This is a genomic window from Microcoleus sp. PH2017_28_MFU_U_A, from assembly GCF_020738035.1.
Taxonomy (GTDB): Bacteria; Cyanobacteriota; Cyanobacteriia; order Cyanobacteriales; family Microcoleaceae; genus Microcoleus.
Window position 1 is genome coordinate 1 of record NZ_JAEQCX010000137.1, and the last position, 18125, is coordinate 18125.

An 18125-nucleotide genomic window follows, 5' to 3' on the forward strand; every position below is an offset into this window, starting at 1 on the left:
ATATGACATTAGAAATTAATTGTTGCCCTAATTGTGGCTCAAAAGAAGTTAGTCGGAACGGTAAAACTCGGCATCATAAACTTTCATTATAAATGCCGAGAATGTGGTCGTCAATTTGTTTTAAATCCGGCATGGAAACCTATTACAAAAGAACAAAAGGAATTAATGTCACGGATGCTACTTGAACGTATTTCTCAGGCGGGAATTGCTCGGGTACTACAAGTGTCAGAAGATACAGTGCAGCGATACGTTAATAGCCAAGCGGCTGCTGTTAAGAAGCAAGTGGAAGTGACTCCCAAGGAAAAAAAGCGCTTGAATGTTCAGATGGATGAGTTATGGTCATTCGTTGATAGTAAAGGAAATCAGCAGTGGGTCTGGCTGGCATTGGACGCCGAGACTAGGGAAATTGTTGGTGTACATATTGGAGATCGTAGCGCAGCATCGGCGAGCGCTTTATGGGATTCAATACCACCAGTGTACCGTCAATGTGCAGTAATTTATACCGACCACGTTTTGTGCTTATGATTCTGTATTACCCAGCAAACGTCATCACGCCGTGTAGATAAAGATAGTGGTTTGACTAGCTATATCGAGCGCTTCAACTGTACTATTCGACAACGAGTTTCTCGACTGGTAAGAAAGAGCTTAGCCTTCTATAAAAAATTAGAAAATCATATTGCTGCAATTTGGCGGTTTGTCCATCATTACAATGCTAATTTACAACTCTAAATGCCTACTTTTCTTTGAATTCAGTTTTATTCGGTCGATCCTTTCCTTCAGGGGACTACCTGAAAATTCACCGCTTTCTGCCTTTTTCTACGCAGCTTGGGGCGTAGTTATGAACTACGAATCTCAAGACATTGAATCGGCAAATAAGTTAGGGGAATTGGCTTTAAACTTAGCATCAATGTTCAATGCAAAAAACCTCAAAGGGAAAATATTATATATAGTAGCAGCTTGTATCGCTCACAGCAAATATCATGTCAGGGAAACCCTGCCAATGTTCCGAGAAAGCTATCAAAGTGCGCTCAAAAATGGAGATTTTGAGTTTGTCGCTTATTGTGCCAAACAAAAATCTCAATATGCTTATTTGGTAGGGCAAGAACTTACAAATCTAAAAGTCGAAATTGCTGAATCTAGCAACCTGCTGGCTCAACTCAAGCAATCAATCAACTTGCAGTGCAATCAAATATTTCATCAAGCGGTGCTTAACTTGCTGGGTGAAGCAGAGAATCCTTGCAATTTATCGGGGACAGCTTGCGAAGAAGAGCATCTGCTACCGTTGCTGGCGAAAGCGAACGATCGCACGGGAATACATTACTTTTATTTGCACAAGCTAATACTGTGTTATTTATTCGGGGATTTGTGCCAAGCACTGGAAAATGCAGGTAAATTTAGACAAGGTTTAATGGGAGGAACTGGTTTTTTAACTGTGCCGGTGTTTCATTTTTATGATTCTTTGGCTGCACTAGCTGCTTGTTCTGAGGCGGATGTATTGGAGAGAGAGATGCTGCTCGAAAGAGTAGGAGAAAACCAAAAGAAAATGCAGACATGGGCTGCACGCGCCCCCATGAATCACTTGCACAAATTTCATCTGGTTGAGGCTGAGAAATATCGGGTTTTGGGCGATAATTTTCAGGCAATGGAGGAGTACGATCGCGCGATTGGTTTGGCGAAGCAAAACGAATATCTTAACGAAGAAGCTCTCGCTAACGAACTTGCAGCTAAGTTCTATATCGGTTGGGGAAAAGAGAAGATTGCACGAGTTTATTTGGCTGATGCTCACTATGGTTACACTCACTGGGGAGCTCAAGCTAAAGTTGAGGATTTGGAAACACACTATCCCCAATTTTTAATCAGAATTCCAGTGTCAACTAGCATTGCCAGCGACAGCGCTACAGTTACTAATATTTCCAGCAGCCACGATTCGGGCCAAACTTTTGATTTGGCGGCAGTGATGAAAGCCTTTGCTGCGATCGCTAGCGAGATTGTGCTGGACAAGTTACTGGCGAAGTTGATGAGAATTATGCTGCAAAATGCGGGGGCAGAAAATGGTTTTTTGATTTTGGAAAGCCGAGGTAAGTTTTTGGTAGAAGCTTCGGGAAAATTAGATGGCGATCGCGTGGATGTTTTGCAGTCGGTTCCTGCTGAAAAGTGCCTGCCTGTTTCCATTATCAATTATGTCGCTCGGAGGAAAAGAAATGTTGTAGAAAGTGACGCAGCTAACAAAGGAAGATTTACGCGCGATCCGTATATTGTCAGACATAATTCTCAATCTATATTGTGCGCGCCCTTGCTGAATCAAGGTCAATTAATTGGGATGGTTTATTTAGAGAACAATCTCACTACGAGTGCTTTTACTGATGACAGGGTAGAGGTTTTGCAACTGTTATCGACGCAGGCTGCTGTTTCTATTGCTAACGCTAAACTTTACGCAGAAGTACGGGAAAGTCAAAGCAAGTTGACGCAGTTTTTAGAAGCTTTACCTGTGGGAATAACTGTACATAATCCCCAGGGTAAGGTATCCTACATCAATGAAACTGGACAGCGGTTGCTGGATCGAATTTTGGCGCCGTCAGCTACAGGTGAAGAGTTGATATCAGCTTCTGAAATTTATATATCAGGAAAGGAAAGCCCCTGTTCTGAACAACAACTGCCGGCTTGGCGAGCTCTCAATGGCGAAAGTGCGATCGCCGATAATTTAGAATTCCGCAGAGATGGGAAGATTGTGCCTTTGGAAATGCACTCGCAACCGATTTTTGACAACAAAAACAATATTGTCTATGCGATTACTGCTTTCAGCGATATCACCGATCGCAAACAAGCTGAGAAACTGGTAGCAGAGTACAACAGAACCTTGGAAATGCAAGTAGCCGATCGCACCAGAGAACTCTCGGAAGCCCTGCAACACCTGCAAGCAACGCAGCGAGAACTCATTCAATCCGAAAAAATGGGAGCATTGGGACAGCTAGTTGCTGGTGTGGCTCACGAAATCAATACTCCCCTGGGTGCGATTCGATCGTCTGTCGAGAATTTAGCCGATTTTTTCAATCAAAATCTGGCCCAAATCGCGGATTTTTTCCACAAAATGTCCCCGGAACGTTACTCGGATTTATTGACGCTGCTCCCCAAATACCAGTCGCGGACGATGCTCTTTTCCAACCGAGAAAAACGCCAGTTTAAAAGAGCTTTGATTCAGCAGCTATCAAACAATTCTGTGGCAAATCCAGAAACAGTAGCCGACACTTTAGTTGATATCGGCATTTACGACAATATCGAATCAATTTTGCCTTTGCTGCAAGACCCCACTAGCTCGGATGTTTTACAGCAAGCCTATCAATTTACTGCTTTGCAAAGAAGTACGAATACTATTATCACAGCTACAGATAGAGCTGCAAAAGTAGTTTTTGCTTTAAAAGCATATTCTCGCTCTAACTCTACGGGAGAAAAGGTTATTGCCAATATTACTGAGGGAATTGAAACTATATTAACTCTTTATTATAACCAACTCAAACACGGAGTAGAAGTTGTAAGGAATTATCAAGATGGACTGCCTGAATTGCTGTGCTATCCAGACGAACTCAATCAAGTTTGGACAAATCTGATTCACAATGCTTTACAAGCAATGAACAATTGCGGAATTTTAACAGTAGATGTCAGAGTAGAAAATCAGATCCTGTTGGTGGGCGTTACGGATAACGGCACAGGAATTCCCCCGGAAATTTTGCCGCGCATATTTGAACCGTTCTTTACCACAAAACCCGCTGGAGAAGGCAGCGGCTTGGGACTGGATATTGTTAAGAAAATTGTCGAAAAACATTCGGGTAAGATAGAAGTAACATCTGCGATCGGTCAAACGAGCTTTATCGTGTCAATTCCGATCGCGGTTTAGCGCTATTACAATAAAAATTAGGGAGCATCTCATTTTTGCTTTTATAGTGCGAGCTGTCGCGAGCTCGCGTATTCTATAACTCGCGAGCTCGCGACAGCTCGCACTCAAAGAAAAAAAATGTTTTTTACAAAACTGAGATGCTCCAAAAAATTATACCGAGGCGCGACCAAAAATGCAACTCTAGACTGATGTCAAACCTGGATTTCGGTCAGTGTGCCGCGATTGTCAAATCTCAAATCTAAAATGGCATTAATTGCCGGTTCCACCTGCATCTCCCCCTTGATTTGCCCATGTCAATAACAGTTTTTGATAGCCAAAGCTTCTTAGAACAGGCGATCGACCGCAAACCGCCGGTACTGCCTCCAGATACGCCCTTGAAAGTCGCGATCGCCGCCATGACTCAGGCGAGAGCCAGTTGCGTTTTAATCGCGTTTGAGCGGCAACTGATGGGAATTTTTACAGAGCGCGATGTTGTGAAAATAACTGCGAGCGAAATACCGCTAGCAGGGCTGATAATTGCTGAGGTAATGACTGAAAAGCCGATCGCCATTTCCCTCGATAAAGCGGGGAATATCTTCAAAATATTGAGTATATTGCGATCGGCAAAAATCCGTCACTTGCCCGTTACAGACAACAGCGGAAACTTGCTGGGCGCCATCACCGGAGAAAGCATCCGTCAAATCCTGAAACCGGGCGACTTGCTGCAAATGCGGCGCGCCGAAGAAATTATGACCGCAGAAGTAAGAATTGCCTCAACTAACACCTCAGTTTTAGAAGTGGCAAAACAGATGGCAACTGAGCGCAAAAGCTGCATAGTCATTTGCAATGAGTGCGACAACAAAAATCAGAAACCAGTGGGCATAATTACAGAACGGGACATTGTTAAATTCCAAGCTACCGGACTCGATTTCGCTGGCACTCGCGCCGCCGCCGCGATGAGTTTTCCCCTGATGCCGTTGCAGGCAAAAGCCACATTGTGGGAGGCTCACCAGTTCATGCAGGATCACCACATCCGGCGGTTGGTGGTGGTGGACGATGGAGGATATTTAGCCGGAATTATCACCCAAAGTAGCCTGCTGCACGCCTTAGATCCGGTAGAAATGCACGCGAATGTCGAGCTTTTGCAGGAAACAGTTGCCGAAAATATCCTGGAGTTAAAAAAAGTGAACGAACAATTGCAAAAAGAAGCGCTTCGCAGAACCGAAATAGAGGAACAGTTGCGGTTATTAAATGAAAATCTAGAAGAGCAAATTAAGCTGCGTACTTTAGAATTAATTAACACGAACAGTCAGTTAAAGAAGGAAATACAAGACCGCGCCACCGCTGAAGCTGAAGTCCGCCGCCTCAACACCGAACTGGAGCAGCGAGTTCGAGAACGCACGGTTCAACTAGGAGCCAGCAACCAAGAATTACAGCAAGAAATTAGCGATCGCAAATTGCTAGAAGAAAAATTACACTTTTCTGAAACCAAAGTTCGTGCAGTTTTTGAAGCGATGACAGACATCGTTCTCGTACTAAATATTCATGGCAACATAGAGGTTTTGCCGACTAATACGGCGGCAGTTTATGAGCCGGATTGCGATCTAGTCAGCCTGACGGTCGAACATTTTTTTGACGACGACAACCCCGATGATTGGTGGATGCTAGTTCAGCAAGTGTTAGAGACGCAACAAACCCTCAATTTCGACTACAGTTTAACAGTTGGCGATCGCGAAATTTGGTTTTCCGCCTGTATTTCTCTGTTCTCAAAAGATGCAGTGATTTGGGTTGCCCGCAACATCAGCGCCCGCAAACTAGCAGAGTCAGCGCTGTGCAAAAAAAATGTAGAATTAGCTCATACCCTAGAAGAACTGAAGCGCACTCAACAAGAGCTGATTCAATCAGAAAAAATGGCAGCCCTCGGACAGTTAATTGCCGGAGTTGCCCACGAAATCAATTCTCCTTTAGGGGCGATTCGCTCTTCGGTGCAGAACATCGCCGACTTCTGGGCCGAACAATTGCACCAGTTACCGATATTTTTCAAGCAACTATCCCCGGAACGGCAGCAGGATTTCTTTGCCCTGCTGTACAACTCAAGTAAGGAAACAGACAACTTATCTAGTAAAGAAAAACGTCAGTTGAAAAAACTTTTGCAGCGGCAATTAGAATCAGAAAAAATTGACGACGCTGACAGCCTTGCTTGTACCTTGTTAGATATTGGTATTTGCAATAACTTAGAACGTTTTTTACCTTTGTTGAAAGACAGCGCAAGTCCAAATATTTTACAAACCGCTTACGAATTTGCTACGGTACAAAAAAGCACTAAAAATATTGTTACTGCGACAGATAGGGCAGCCAAAATTGTTTTTGCCTTGAAAAGCTATTCTCGTTACGACCAGTCGGGTTCCAAGGCGATCGCCAATATTACCGACGGGATTGATACTGTTTTAACGCTTTACCACTACCAAATCAAACATGGTGTGGAAGTCGTCAGGAATTATGGTAATGATTTACCCTCTATGCTATGCTATCCTGATGAACTAAATCAAGTTTGGACAAATTTGCTTCATAATGCTTTACAAGCGATGGGCAACAAAGGAATGTTAAAAATTGAGGTCAAACACCAAGATAACGCAATATCAGTCAGTATTACCGACAGCGGCCCCGGCATTCCTCCAGAGATTATGCCTAGAATTTTTGAGCCATTTTTCACTACTAAACCTCCTGGAGAAGGCAGCGGCTTGGGATTGGATATCGTTCATAAAATCATTAAAAAACACCAAGGTAAACTGCAAGTAGAAAGCGTGCCTGGTCAAACCAAATTTACTGTATCCTTGCCTATCGAAATCACTGAGACCAATAATTAAAATTTGGCTCAATATGCCCGTTAATTTTAAAATCAAAAAAGAGTAAAATTTTATGCCAAAACCAGTAATTTTGTGTGTTGACGATGAAGTTGTAATCTTAAACAGTTTGAAGATTCAACTGAAAAAAGAATTTGGTGATGATTACCTCTATGAAGTAGCAGAAAATGCCGATGAAGCTCTCGAAATTATTGAGGAAATTCAAGGAGAAGAGGAAAGCGATATTTTGGTCATAGTATCTGACTGGTTGATGCCGGGTCTTAAAGGAGATGAATTTTTGATCCGGGTTCACCAAAAATATCCCAATATTGTGAAAGTTATGCTGACCGGGCAAGCTGATGAAATAGCAATACAACGGGTGAAAGAGCAGGCAAACTTGCACCGCTGTTTGTACAAGCCGTGGGACGGTCAAGAATTAGTAGAAACTATAAAATCTGGTTTAGCAAAAATATGAACAATAAACCTGTGATTATTTGCGTGGATGACGAACCGATCATCCTTGAAAGTTTGAAGATTGAGTTAAAAAAAGCCTTGGGAGAAGAACATTTATTAGAAACAGCCGAAGGCGGCGAAGAGGCTTTAGAGTTGATAGATGAATTGCTGGAAGAGGGTTGCGAAATCGTGGCTGTGATTTCCGACTACCTGATGCCCAATATCAAAGGGGACGAATTGCTGAAGCAGATTCACATAATTTCGCCAAAAACTATCAAAATTATGCTGACGGGGCAAGCAGACCTCGAAGCTGTGGCCAATACTATTAAATATGCTAAATTGTACCGCTACATCTCTAAGCCTTGGCAGTCAGAAGATTTGAAGTTGACCTTAAAAGAAGCGGTCAACAGCTATTTTATGGAGAAGCAATTAGGGGAACAAAATGCTCAACTCCAAAAGCTGAATCAAGAATTGGAAACTTTAGTTGAGGAGCGGACTGCACAACTGCGCTTGTCTGAGGAAAAGTTTGCTAAAGCTTTTCGTTCTTCTCCCAACCCAATTACTATTACTAGACTTAAAGACGGTCGTTATTTAGAAGTCAATGAGGCTTTTTGTCAGACAATTGGTTATTCGGCAGCAGAAATTATCGATCGCACGGCGCTTGATTTGAATCTTTGGGAAAGTACACAAGCCCGCGCCAAGTTGTTTGCAATGTTAGACGAACAAAAAATTGTTCGTAACTACGAATTTGATTGGCGCACTAAAACTGGGGAACTCAGAACCGGGCTGGTGTCTGCTGAAATCATTGACATTCACGGCGAAACCTGCGTGATTTCGGTGATTCAAGATATTAGCGATCGCAAATTGGCAGAAGAAAAACTCCGGGCTCTAGCTGCATCTTTAGCCGCAGCGCAGAGAATCGCCCGCGTCGGCAATTGGGAATGCGATTTTTCTGCCAATACAACTACTTGGTCGGAAGAATTATCTCATATTTTCGATCTCGATGCAACCGAGGCTGCGCCAACACTAAGTGAGTTTTCGCAATACGTGCATCCGGACGATCGCCAAAAATGGCAAACAACGATCGACGCTGCTATTGCTAGCGGCAAATCCTACAGTTTGGAATATCGCATCCTGCGCCCGGAATCGACAATTGCTGCGGATACTTGCCCGTCACAGACAAGTGAAGGCGGCTCGATCCGCTACATCGAATCCAGAGGAGAAGTAGTTGTCAACAAACAAGGGCAAGTGACTAAACTCTTCACAACTTTGATGGACATTACTGCCCGCAAACTGGCGGAAATAGCATTAGCAGAAAGCGAAGAAAAATACCGTCATTTAGTTGAAACTTCCCAAGATATTATCTGGTCTTGCGATGCCCAAGGACACCTGACTTTTGTCAACCAAGCTGTCAAACAAATCTACGGTTATGACCCGGAAGAAATGCTCGGCTATTCTTTTAGCGATTTCTTAGCACCAGCACAGATAGACCGGAACCGAGAACTTCAGCAGCGCTTGCTGACGGGAGATGCTGTGTTTCAGTACGAAAGTATAGTATTAGGGAAAGACGGCAGGCAGATAGATGTCAATACAAAGGCGATCGCGCGATTGGATGCAGCAGGAAATATCACCGGCACCACAGGCACTGCCAGCGATATTACTGAGCGCAAACAAGCAGAAATATCGCTGCAAAAAGCCAAAGAAGAAGCCGACAGAGCGAACAGGGCGAAAAGTGAATTTTTATCGAATATGAGCCACGAATTGCGAACTCCCCTCAACGCGATTCTCGGTTTCACTCAACTGCTGGCGCGCGACGCAGCCTTCGGTAGTGACCAACAGCAATATTTAGGAATTATTAGCCGCAGCGGGGAACATTTGCTCGATCTGATCAACAATATTCTGCAAATGTCAAAAATCGAAGTCGGGCTGGTGACACTCAATAACAGCACCTTCGACTTGCACAGAATGCTAGAAAATACTGAAGATATGCTGAAGCTGCAAGCCGAAAAAAAAGGGTTGCAGTTAATTTGTGATGCTGCGCCCAACCTCCCTCAATATGTAGAAACAGATGAAAGTAAGTTGCGTCAAGTATTAATTAATGTGGTGGGAAATGCGATCAAGTTTACGGCGGAAGGTGGTGTCAACTTGAGAATCAAACATGAGCTGTTGTCAAATAGAAATAACGAAGAGATTCCGCCGTTAGCGCAGCCCTCGAAGAGGATCGCAAATTGCTGCTTGCTCTTTGAAGTGGAAGACACGGGGGCGGGAATTTCTGCCCAAGAAATGGATAGTTTGTTTAAGCCTTTTGCTCAGACAGAAAGCGGGAAAAAAGCTCATGAAGGAACTGGTTTAGGCTTGCCGATCAGCAAACAGTTCGTTGAGTTAATGGGAGGAGAAATGACGGTGACAAGCAGCGTCGGTAACGGCAGCATTTTTAGATTTGATGTTAAAGTTTCGCTCCCTAATGAAGTGGAAATTCAGGTGGCTCAAACAACTCGTCGCGTTGTGGGCCTGGAACCCGGACAGCCGGAATACCGCATTTTAGCTGTGGACGATCGCCTGGAAAGCCGTTTGTTGCTGGTGAGAATGCTGTCATGTCTCGGTTTTACTGTGCGGCAGGCTGAAAATGGCGTTGAAGCTTTGTCCATGTGGTCGAGTTGGGAACCTCATTTGATTTGGATGGATATGCGGATGCCGGTGATGGATGGCTACGAAGCTACTAAACAGATTAAAGCGCATTTGAAGGGTCAAGCAACGGTGATTATTGCTCTGACGGCGAGTGCTTTTGATGAAGAGCGATCGGTGATTTTGTCTGCTGGGTGCGATGATTTTGTCGCGAAGCCTTTTCGGGAACAAGTCATTCTGGAAAAGATGGCTAAGTATCTGGGTGTCCGCTATGTTTACGATCGAGAAGCTTCGCTAAGTTCTGATGCTGTGGCTGGTGGTGACGTTTCGGCGCCGACTGTGACGGCTCCTTTGCCTGTTGCGCTGAATTCTTCATTTTTTGAAGCTATGCCTCCCCAATGGGTTGATGAGTTGTACGAGGCGGCGGATTCGGTTGATAACGAGGAGATTTTTCGGCTGCTGTTGTCGATTCCTCCTGTTGATGCTCCTTACCGCAGCGCGATCGCCGATTTGGCGAATAACTTCCGGTGCGATCGGATTATTGATTTGATTGAGGAATTTAGAAATGTTTGAGGGAAGAAGGAAGAAGTCATTAGTCATCAGTCATCAGTCATTAGTCATCAGTCATCAGGAAGAGGGGGGAAGGGAGAGGGGAGAGGAGAGGGGCGGGCTCAGGATTATTGATGGTTGAGGTCGATCGACTATTGCTAAACTTGCTCGTGGGCGATCGGCTAAACTATCTTTGATGATTATTTAAATCAGTATAAAGGTGGACGAAGAAACTGGGTTTTATAACGAAAATATCTCGTTATACCAGTTACACAAAAAAAGCAACTGCTTTGCCAGCACTCCCAACCCTGATGGAATCATTCATTCCCCATCTAAAATCGTATTACCAGAAAGAATTGGTTGAAAGCCCGCCCGCCTTCGAGGGAGAAATTAAAATCAGACTATTCATTACTCCAATCCTCTTCTTTATAGGTAGAGGTCGCTCTCAAACTGTCAACTGTCAAGCGGTCAACTGTCAACTGTTGAAGGCTCTCTATCTTGGTTGAAAAACCCGGTTTATCGTTTTTTTGTAGGTAAGTTCTGTAAATATAGAAGTAGTTGATGCTGGAGCGAGTGCTATAATGACGATTTAATCGGTTTTCATAATTTCAGCAATTATAAATTTAACACAAAATACCATCAATGACCACCAATAAAACAGAAAATAATAAAGGCAACATATTAATTGTTGACGACACTCCCGAAAATTTGCAAGTTTTATCAGCAACGCTGTCGGATCGCGGCTACAAAGTCCGGGGCGTAATCAACGGCAAAATGGCAATCAGAGCAGCGCGTTCAGGTTCTCCAGACTTGATTTTGCTCGACATAAAAATGCCGGAAATGGACGGCTATGAAGTCTGCACGCAGCTCAAGCTCGATCCGAAAACATCAGAAATTCCAGTTATTTTTATTAGCGCTTTAGATGAAGTATTAGACAAAGTAACCGCCTTTAAAGTAGGAGGAGTAGATTTTATAACCAAACCGTTTCATGTAGCAGAAGTTTTAGCGAGAATCGAACATCAACTGACCATCCAAAGACTGAAAAAACAATTGATCGATCGCAATACCGAACTGCAACAAGAAATAATAGAACGCAAAAAAGCCGAAGAAGCCGCAGCCGCTGCATCCCTAGCAAAAAGTCAATTCGTTGCCAACATGAGCCACGAATTGCGGACTCCCCTGAACGCCATCCTGGGTTTTACCCAAGTCATGAGCCGCGACTCTTTACTCAGCCACGAAAATATTGAAAATCTCCGAATTATCAACCGCAGCGGTCAACATTTGCTGGAACTAATTAACGATGTTTTAGACTTGTCCAAAATAGAAGCTGGGATCATTGGCTTAGATGAACGCAGCTTTGACCTTTATCAACTCCTCGACACTCTCGAAGAGATGTTTCAAATCAAAGCTGAAACCAAAAATTTGCAACTAAGATTTTCCGTGCAGCCGAATGTTCCCCAATACATCAAAACTGATGAAAAAAAGCTGCGCGTATGTTTAATTAATTTGCTGGGAAATGCCCTAAAATTTACACCAAACTGCGGCAGTATTTGGCTGCGCGCTGTGCAAGCCAACCACCAGCCCGCAAAATCGGAGGTTTATCCTAATTCTACTTCGGACGATTGCTATTTTATTTTGTTTGAAGTTGAAGACACGGGAGTTGGCATAGCAACAGCAGAAATTGACAAGTTATTTGAGGCTTTCGTGCAAACAGAAGCTGGCAAACAAGCGGCTGACGGTACGGGATTGGGTTTGACAATCACTAAAAAATATGTAGAGATCATGGGCGGAGATATTGAGGTAGAAAGTGTTTTAGGTGAGGGAACCATTTTTAAATTTAATATCCGAGTATTTCCCGCTACTTCATCTGAAATAACAGTGGCGACATCGCAGCGGGCGATCGCACTACAACCAGATCAACCGATTTATCGGATTTTAGCAGTTGACGACAATCAAGAAAATCGGCTGCTGCTGGTGAAAATGCTGCAACCAATTGGTTTTGAAGTCCGAGAAGCGGAAAACGGCTTCCAAGCTCTTGAACTTTGGGAAAGTTGGCACCCTGATTTAATTTGGCTGGATACGCGAATGCCTGTAATGGACGGTTTTGAAGCCGTCAGACAAATTAGAGCTAAAGAGAAACCATCTGAGCGTCGAACTGTAATTATTGCTCTGACTGCTAGCACTTTTGAGGAAAAAAAAGGCGAAATTCTTGCCGCAGGTTGCGACGATTTTGTGCGGAAACCTTTTCAAGAGCAAATGCTCTTTGATAAGATCGCTTCTTACTTGGGAGTGCGCTATATCTATCAAGAATTGCCCGCGCTCCCTGTCGGGGCTTTACGGCGTTATTTTGTGAGCGAAAAACCAGATTCATTTTTCTCGCCGCTGCTCGCCCAGATGCCTCGAAGTTGGGTGCAGGAACTCTACGACGCAGTTAATGATGTTGATGAAGAGCTGGCGATTCAAATTGTCGATCGCATTTCGGAAACTCATCCAACGTTAGCTGAGGCTTTAAAAGATTTGCTGGCAGATTACCGACTCGATAGGATAATGGATTTAACTCAATCTATTTTAAAATAAATGGAGCATAGTGAAATTAAAGTATTGGTGGTTGACGACCAACCGAGCAATCTGCGGTTCTTATCCGAGCTGCTAACTGCCCAGGGGTATCAAGTTTGTCGAGCTATTTGCGGTAAACTGGCGTTGAAGGCTGCGATCGCCCATTGCCCCGATTTAATTTTGCTCGACATCAGAATGCCGGAAATGAACGGTTATGAAGTTTGTCGGAGACTGAAAGCTACACCGGAAACTGAACAAATTCCGGTAATTTTTTTAAGTGTATTAGATGAGATTAATGATAAATTACAAGCTTTTCGAGTGGGCGGCGCCGACTATATTCTCAAGCCATTTCAAGTAGAAGAAGTTTTAGCGCGCATCGACAAGCAAGTCTGCTTGCAAAAACTGCAACAGCAACTAAAAGAGCAAAACACTGAACTGCAACAGTCGCAGTCGCTGCTTGCTAGCGTCTTAAATAGTTCCTTAGACGGTGTGGTGGCTTATTCTGCCGTCCGCAACAGTCAGGGAAAGATTGTAGATTTCCTGTGGCTGTTAGTCAACCCTGCTGCCAACAATATTTCTGGTCGGCCATTAAATGCGATAGTTGGCAATCATTTGTTGGCAGAAATTCCCGAGATTCGCAATAATGGGTTATTTGATTTGTACGTTTCTGTCGTAGAAACCGGAGAAATTTTAGACCAAGAATTTTATTATGAACACAATTCAGAGACAAGTGCTTGGCTGCACATTGTTGCGGTCAAATTAAACGACGGTCTGGCAGTAACATTTCGCAATATCACCGATCGCAAACGAGGAGAAATTGCCCTGCGAGAAAGTGAAGAACGTTTCCGCGCGATATTTGAGCAAGCAGCAGTGGGCATCGCTAAAACTACACTTTCAGGTGAATTTTTGCGAGTAAATCCCGGCTTTTGCCAAATTGTCCGCTATGCAGAATCGGAATTGTTGCAGCTTGATTGGCAGGCAATTACTCACCCTGATGACATCGAAGCTGGCAGAGAATACGTGCGGTTGCTGTTATGCGGGGAAATTCAAACTTTTTCTCGGGAAAAGCGTTTGATCTGCAAAGATCGGGAAGTGCGCTGGGCGAATGTTACTGTTTCGGTAATGCGCGATGCTGAGGGAACCGCGCAATATTTGATTTGTGCGATCGAGGATGTTTCCGAGCGCAAGCTGGTACAAGAATTGCTGCAAGCAAGTTTAGAAACTCAAACCCGTTATGCTGAAGAACTGACTCGTTCTAATGCCGAATTAGAACAGTTTGCCTACGTGGCTTCTCACGATTTGCAAGCACCTTTGGGCACGATTGCAGGCTACGCTCAACTATTAGAACGGCGCTATCAAAACCAACTTGATGCCCAGGGGAATAAATTTGTCGGCAATATTGTTAATTCTTGCGTGCGGATGCAGGCGCTGATTGATGACTTGCTGGAGTATTCGCGAGTCGGTCGCAGTCAAAAACCTTTTGAGCTGATAAATTGCAATCAGGTTTTTGAGGATGCTTGCGCTAATTTGCAGTTGGCAATCCGCAAGCATCAAGCTACTGTAACTAGGGGCGATTTGCCAATGGTAAGAGGTGACTGTTTTCAACTGTTGCAACTGTTTCAAAATTTAATTGGCAATGCCATTAAATACCGTAGCAGCGAGGCGCCGGTGGTACAGGTGGGCGCTTCGCTTCAGGGGGATAACTGGGTGTTTGCGGTGCAGGACAACGGTATTGGCATTCCCGAACAGCACCATCCACGAATTTTTCAGATTTTTCAGCGCTTGCACACCCAAAAAGAGTATTCGGGAACAGGTATCGGTTTAGCGATTTGTCAGAGAATTGTCGATCGGCATGGCGGCCGGCTTTGGGTAGAATCATCACCTGGTCGAGGCTCGACTTTTTATTTTTCTGTTCCTGTTACACATTGAAATCAGCATTCTGCTTGGATCGGTGAGCAGTCATTTGCTTAAACTCTAAATATATTTATCATTTTTTTATACAAATACTCATAAATTTTAGCATATTCACTGATGACATCAAGCTAAAAATCATTCAGTATAAAGATATTAGCTCGCTCCCTATACAACTTAAAAATCAGCGGTGTGCGCCAGACTTGTCAGTTTGTTTCAACTGTATCCAGAGCACCTGGCTTTGGGATACAGTAGTTTTAGTAGGAATTTCCGGACAAGCATTTCTGATGTCTTTGCCGTTTGCCGGTTCTCCCAGAGACTGCCAAGTGAAACAAAGATTAGTGACAAACATTTGCGAATTATGCAAAACCGCCAATTGCTGCAACACAAATTCAGTGTTATGGGCCAGATTTGCCAGATCGTCGTGGCAACAGATGCTTTGCAGGCGATCGCAAACCGCTTCAAGTCCCGCTACCTCACAAAATCAATTAGTCGTGAGGCCAAGCCGTGAATTATCCAAAGAAAAATGAAAAGAAAAAATTTACTATTTTAATAGCAAACGATGACGAGGACACGCGCTTTTTGGTGGAGGAAGCACTGCGAGAAGTTCGATTACCAATCAGAAGCGAATTTGTGGAAAATGGAGAACAAGTGCTAGACTATTTGTACCGTCGCCGTCAATATGCTGGTGGCAGCAATTGGCATCGACCAGACCTGATACTTTTGGATCTGAATATGCCGAGGCTTGACGGGCGAGAAGCACTAACTTCGATCAGATCTGACCCCCAGTTTCAACAAATTCCGGTGGTGATTCTCACAACGTCGCACCGCAGCGGAGATATCTTGCTTTGCTACCGCTTGGGTGCGAATTCTTTCATATCTAAACCAGTCACTTTTCAAGGATTGGTGGAAGTAATGAAGACTTTATGCCAGTATTGGTTTGAAATCGTTTCGCTCCCGCCTGCGGATCTGTAAGCTTTAATTGATGGCTAGATCGATAGTTTGAGTGTAAACTGAATTTGATAGACCGACATATTGGCTCGATCGCAAACGCAAATCAGTAGGTATGTACAAATAAACAGGCTGATGGGGAGGGTGGGTGAGAGCAGTGCTCCACTGCCGGCTAGAAAAAATCCGGGTTCAACCCGCCGCTAGAAGATATTATTGTTGTTTAGTGCCGATCGCCAGTATCGCTCTCAAAACAAAAAACTTTCCTTAAACCGGCTCCAAACGCTATAGTTGTGTTAACACGTAACCAATGTCTGAAAATTTTGTTGGTTGAGGATGACCTCGCAGATGCAACGCTGATCGAAGATCTTTTAGGGTCATTCAGCGAGGCTGTGTTTCGCCTCCAAACTGTTACATCTCTGGAGAGGGGACTGGCGTGTCTGGAAGCAGAAAAGTTTGACGCCGTACTATTAGACTTGTCAGTGTCAGACGGCTTGGGGGGAAGCGAGGATCTCGCCGTTTTGAAAGCCCGATCGCCCACAGTGCCAGTTGTGGTGCTGACGGATAGCAATGATGAGAATACGGCGCTGTCGGTATTGCGATCGGGCGCTCAAGATTGTTTGGTAAAGGGAAGATTTCAGAGAACTCTGCTGGTGCGAGCAATCCATTACGCGATCGAACGCCAACAAGTCGAAGAACAATTGCGACAGCAGGCGATCCGAGAGCGGCTGTTGGGACAAATGATCGAACATATTCGATCGTCAATAGACGCGGCAAGCATTCTTCAAAGTACCGTAGCAGAAGTGCGCCAATTTCTCAAAACAGACCGGGTTTTAATTTATCGCTGTCAGGATTGGGCGTCTCAATTTGACGGGGAAGAGCAAAAAGGTGCGATCGTCGCAGGTGACGGTTTGCCAGACGGTTATATTGAAAACCAAAATATTAATGCTGCTTTGGCAGTTTCATGCTTTTTCTTGCTCGAATCCCAGTCGGTACAAGCAATAGCAGATGTGAACGCGGCCGCATTGTCTGGCAGTTGCAAAGAATTGCTGGCAGATTGTGAAATTGCAGCAGTTTTAAGCGTGCCAATTTGGCAATCGGGCGACTGGGAAACGGCAAACCAAAGACTAGAAGGTAGTATTTGGGATGCAGAAAAAAATCAATATGCAGCCGAAAATTATCTCTCGCTGCCGGCTGTTGGCAAACCGCAGGCACAGGGAAAAAGTGCGCCGGATTTAGAGAGAGAAAATCGCAATAATTTGTGGGGAATGCTGACAGCATACAATTGCAGCGAGACGAGGGAATGGCAGCAGTGGGAAATAGATTTTTTACAGCACTTGGCGAATCAAGTGGCGATCGCGATCGAACAATCTCAACTTTACCGCCAGCTAGCAATAGCCAATCAAAAATTGCAGGAACTGGCCACTACTGACGGACTGACGGGCATTGCCAACCGCCGCCAGTTCGATCGCGTTTTGATGTTAGAGTGGCGCAGATTGGCAAGAGAGGAACTGCCAGTGTCTTTAATTATGTTTGACATCGACTTTTTTAAACTTTATAACGACTTTTACGGGCACCTCGGCGGCGACGATTGTTTGCGCCAAGTTGCCAAGGCGATCGCCTCTTGTACCAAGCGGGCTGGGGATTTGCCTGCCCGCTACGGCGGCGAAGAATTTGCCATAGTGCTGCCCAACACCAGCGCCGAAGGGGCAAACATTGTCGCCCGGAAAATTTGCGATCGCATTGCCAGCTTGCAACTGCCCCACGCGCGATCGTCGATCGGCTCCTACGTTACCGTCAGTTGCGGAATTGCCACAGCGATTCCTTCTGCCCAGCAATCTCCCGACATCCTAATTCGCAGCGCTGACAGCGCCCTTTATCAAGCCAAAACCGAAGGCAAAAATCGTATTTGTCACGCCAGCAAGCCGGAATCTTCCCCAATTTTGATGTAATTGGGAATTAGGAATTGGCCAAACAGGGCATTGGCCAAACAGGGCATTGGGCATTGAGCATTGAGCATTGGGCATTGGTGGGAACTAACAACTGCCAACTAACAAATAATATCAAATCCGATTGCATCGTCCTGTATTCATCTCTATCTTCTTATATAACCCAATACTGTTCACTTAAGACAGATCCCCCCTAACCCCCCTTAAAAAACTATGCTTTATAAACATCTTTCTTAACAATAAATTTGACAAAAATCAACATCTGTGATGTTAAACGATCGGGCGATCGCCCAGGAATGAGATTAAAATGATCGATCAATAGGTAAGGGAAGAATTAGAAAAGACTCAATTGGGAGATGCAAGAAGAACAAATAGATTCATGAAAATTGTTTCTAACTTGAGTGATAAACCAACATCCAG

The 18125-nt window shown here is 44.3% G+C and carries 10 protein-coding genes and 2 pseudogenes; 11 read left to right on the top strand and 1 reads right to left on the bottom strand.

All coding sequences use genetic code 11. The features are described 5' to 3' along the window. Nucleotides 1-33 precede the first annotated feature (33 nt). From JGK14_RS29465 to JGK14_RS29495, 7 genes and pseudogenes are all read left to right on the top strand, one after another. A pseudogene (locus JGK14_RS29465) lies at nt 34-678 on the top strand (IS1 family transposase); the annotation flags it as partial. 160 nt (nt 679-838) lie between these two features. Beyond that, nucleotides 839-3892: a trifunctional serine/threonine-protein kinase/ATP-binding protein/sensor histidine kinase gene (locus tag JGK14_RS29470; RefSeq protein WP_325315818.1), complete on the top strand. Its 3054-nt coding sequence runs from the start codon at nt 839-841 to the stop codon at nt 3890-3892. A gap of 290 nt (nt 3893-4182) precedes the next feature. Then, nucleotides 4183-6738, top strand: coding sequence for a CBS domain-containing protein (locus JGK14_RS29475; protein WP_325315819.1), 2556 nt, complete (start codon nt 4183-4185; stop codon nt 6736-6738). Nucleotides 6739-6790: 52 nt separating this feature from the next. After that, nucleotides 6791-7189, top strand: coding sequence for a response regulator (locus JGK14_RS29480; RefSeq protein ID WP_293186045.1), 399 nt, complete (start codon nt 6791-6793; stop codon nt 7187-7189). Continuing rightward, entirely contained in the window at nt 7186-10365 is a 3180-nt protein-coding gene (locus JGK14_RS29485; protein WP_325315820.1) for a PAS domain S-box protein, read from the top strand. Before JGK14_RS29480 ends, JGK14_RS29485 begins: the two co-directional genes overlap by 4 nt. A 618-nt stretch (nt 10366-10983) precedes the next feature. Further along, the gene (locus JGK14_RS29490) at nt 10984-12918 is read left to right on the top strand and encodes a response regulator (RefSeq protein WP_293186050.1); all 1935 of its coding nucleotides are present in this window, start codon (nt 10984-10986) and stop codon (nt 12916-12918) included. Beyond that, nucleotides 12919-14826, top strand: a complete 1908-nt coding sequence (locus tag JGK14_RS29495; protein WP_293197053.1) for an ATP-binding protein — start codon at nt 12919-12921, stop codon at nt 14824-14826. 166 nt (nt 14827-14992) lie between these two features. Here the strand turns inward: JGK14_RS29495 and JGK14_RS29500 are convergent, their stop codons facing one another. Continuing rightward, nucleotides 14993-15160 carry a hypothetical protein gene (locus JGK14_RS29500; protein WP_293186052.1) on the bottom strand — a complete coding sequence of 56 codons (168 nt, stop codon included), beginning with the start codon at nt 15158-15160 and terminating at the stop codon, nt 14993-14995. A 9-nt stretch (nt 15161-15169) separates the two neighbouring features. On the opposite strand from JGK14_RS29500, the gene JGK14_RS29505 reads away from it, so the two are divergent. The 4 genes and pseudogenes from JGK14_RS29505 to JGK14_RS34140 form a co-directional block, all read left to right on the top strand. Further along, on the top strand, nt 15170-15319 hold the full coding sequence (locus JGK14_RS29505; protein ID WP_293193424.1) for a hypothetical protein: 150 nt from the start codon (nt 15170-15172) through the stop codon (nt 15317-15319). Beyond that, nucleotides 15316-15783, top strand: a complete 468-nt coding sequence (locus tag JGK14_RS29510) for a response regulator (protein ID WP_293186054.1) — start codon at nt 15316-15318, stop codon at nt 15781-15783. Before JGK14_RS29505 ends, JGK14_RS29510 begins: the two co-directional genes overlap by 4 nt. Nucleotides 15784-16049: 266 nt before the next feature. Then, the gene (locus tag JGK14_RS29515; RefSeq protein WP_293313160.1) at nt 16050-17708 is read left to right on the top strand and encodes a diguanylate cyclase domain-containing protein; all 1659 of its coding nucleotides are present in this window, start codon (nt 16050-16052) and stop codon (nt 17706-17708) included. Nucleotides 17709-18042: 334 nt separating this feature from the next. Next, nucleotides 18043-18125 (top strand): annotated as a pseudogene (locus JGK14_RS34140) (transposase DNA-binding-containing protein); the annotation flags it as partial.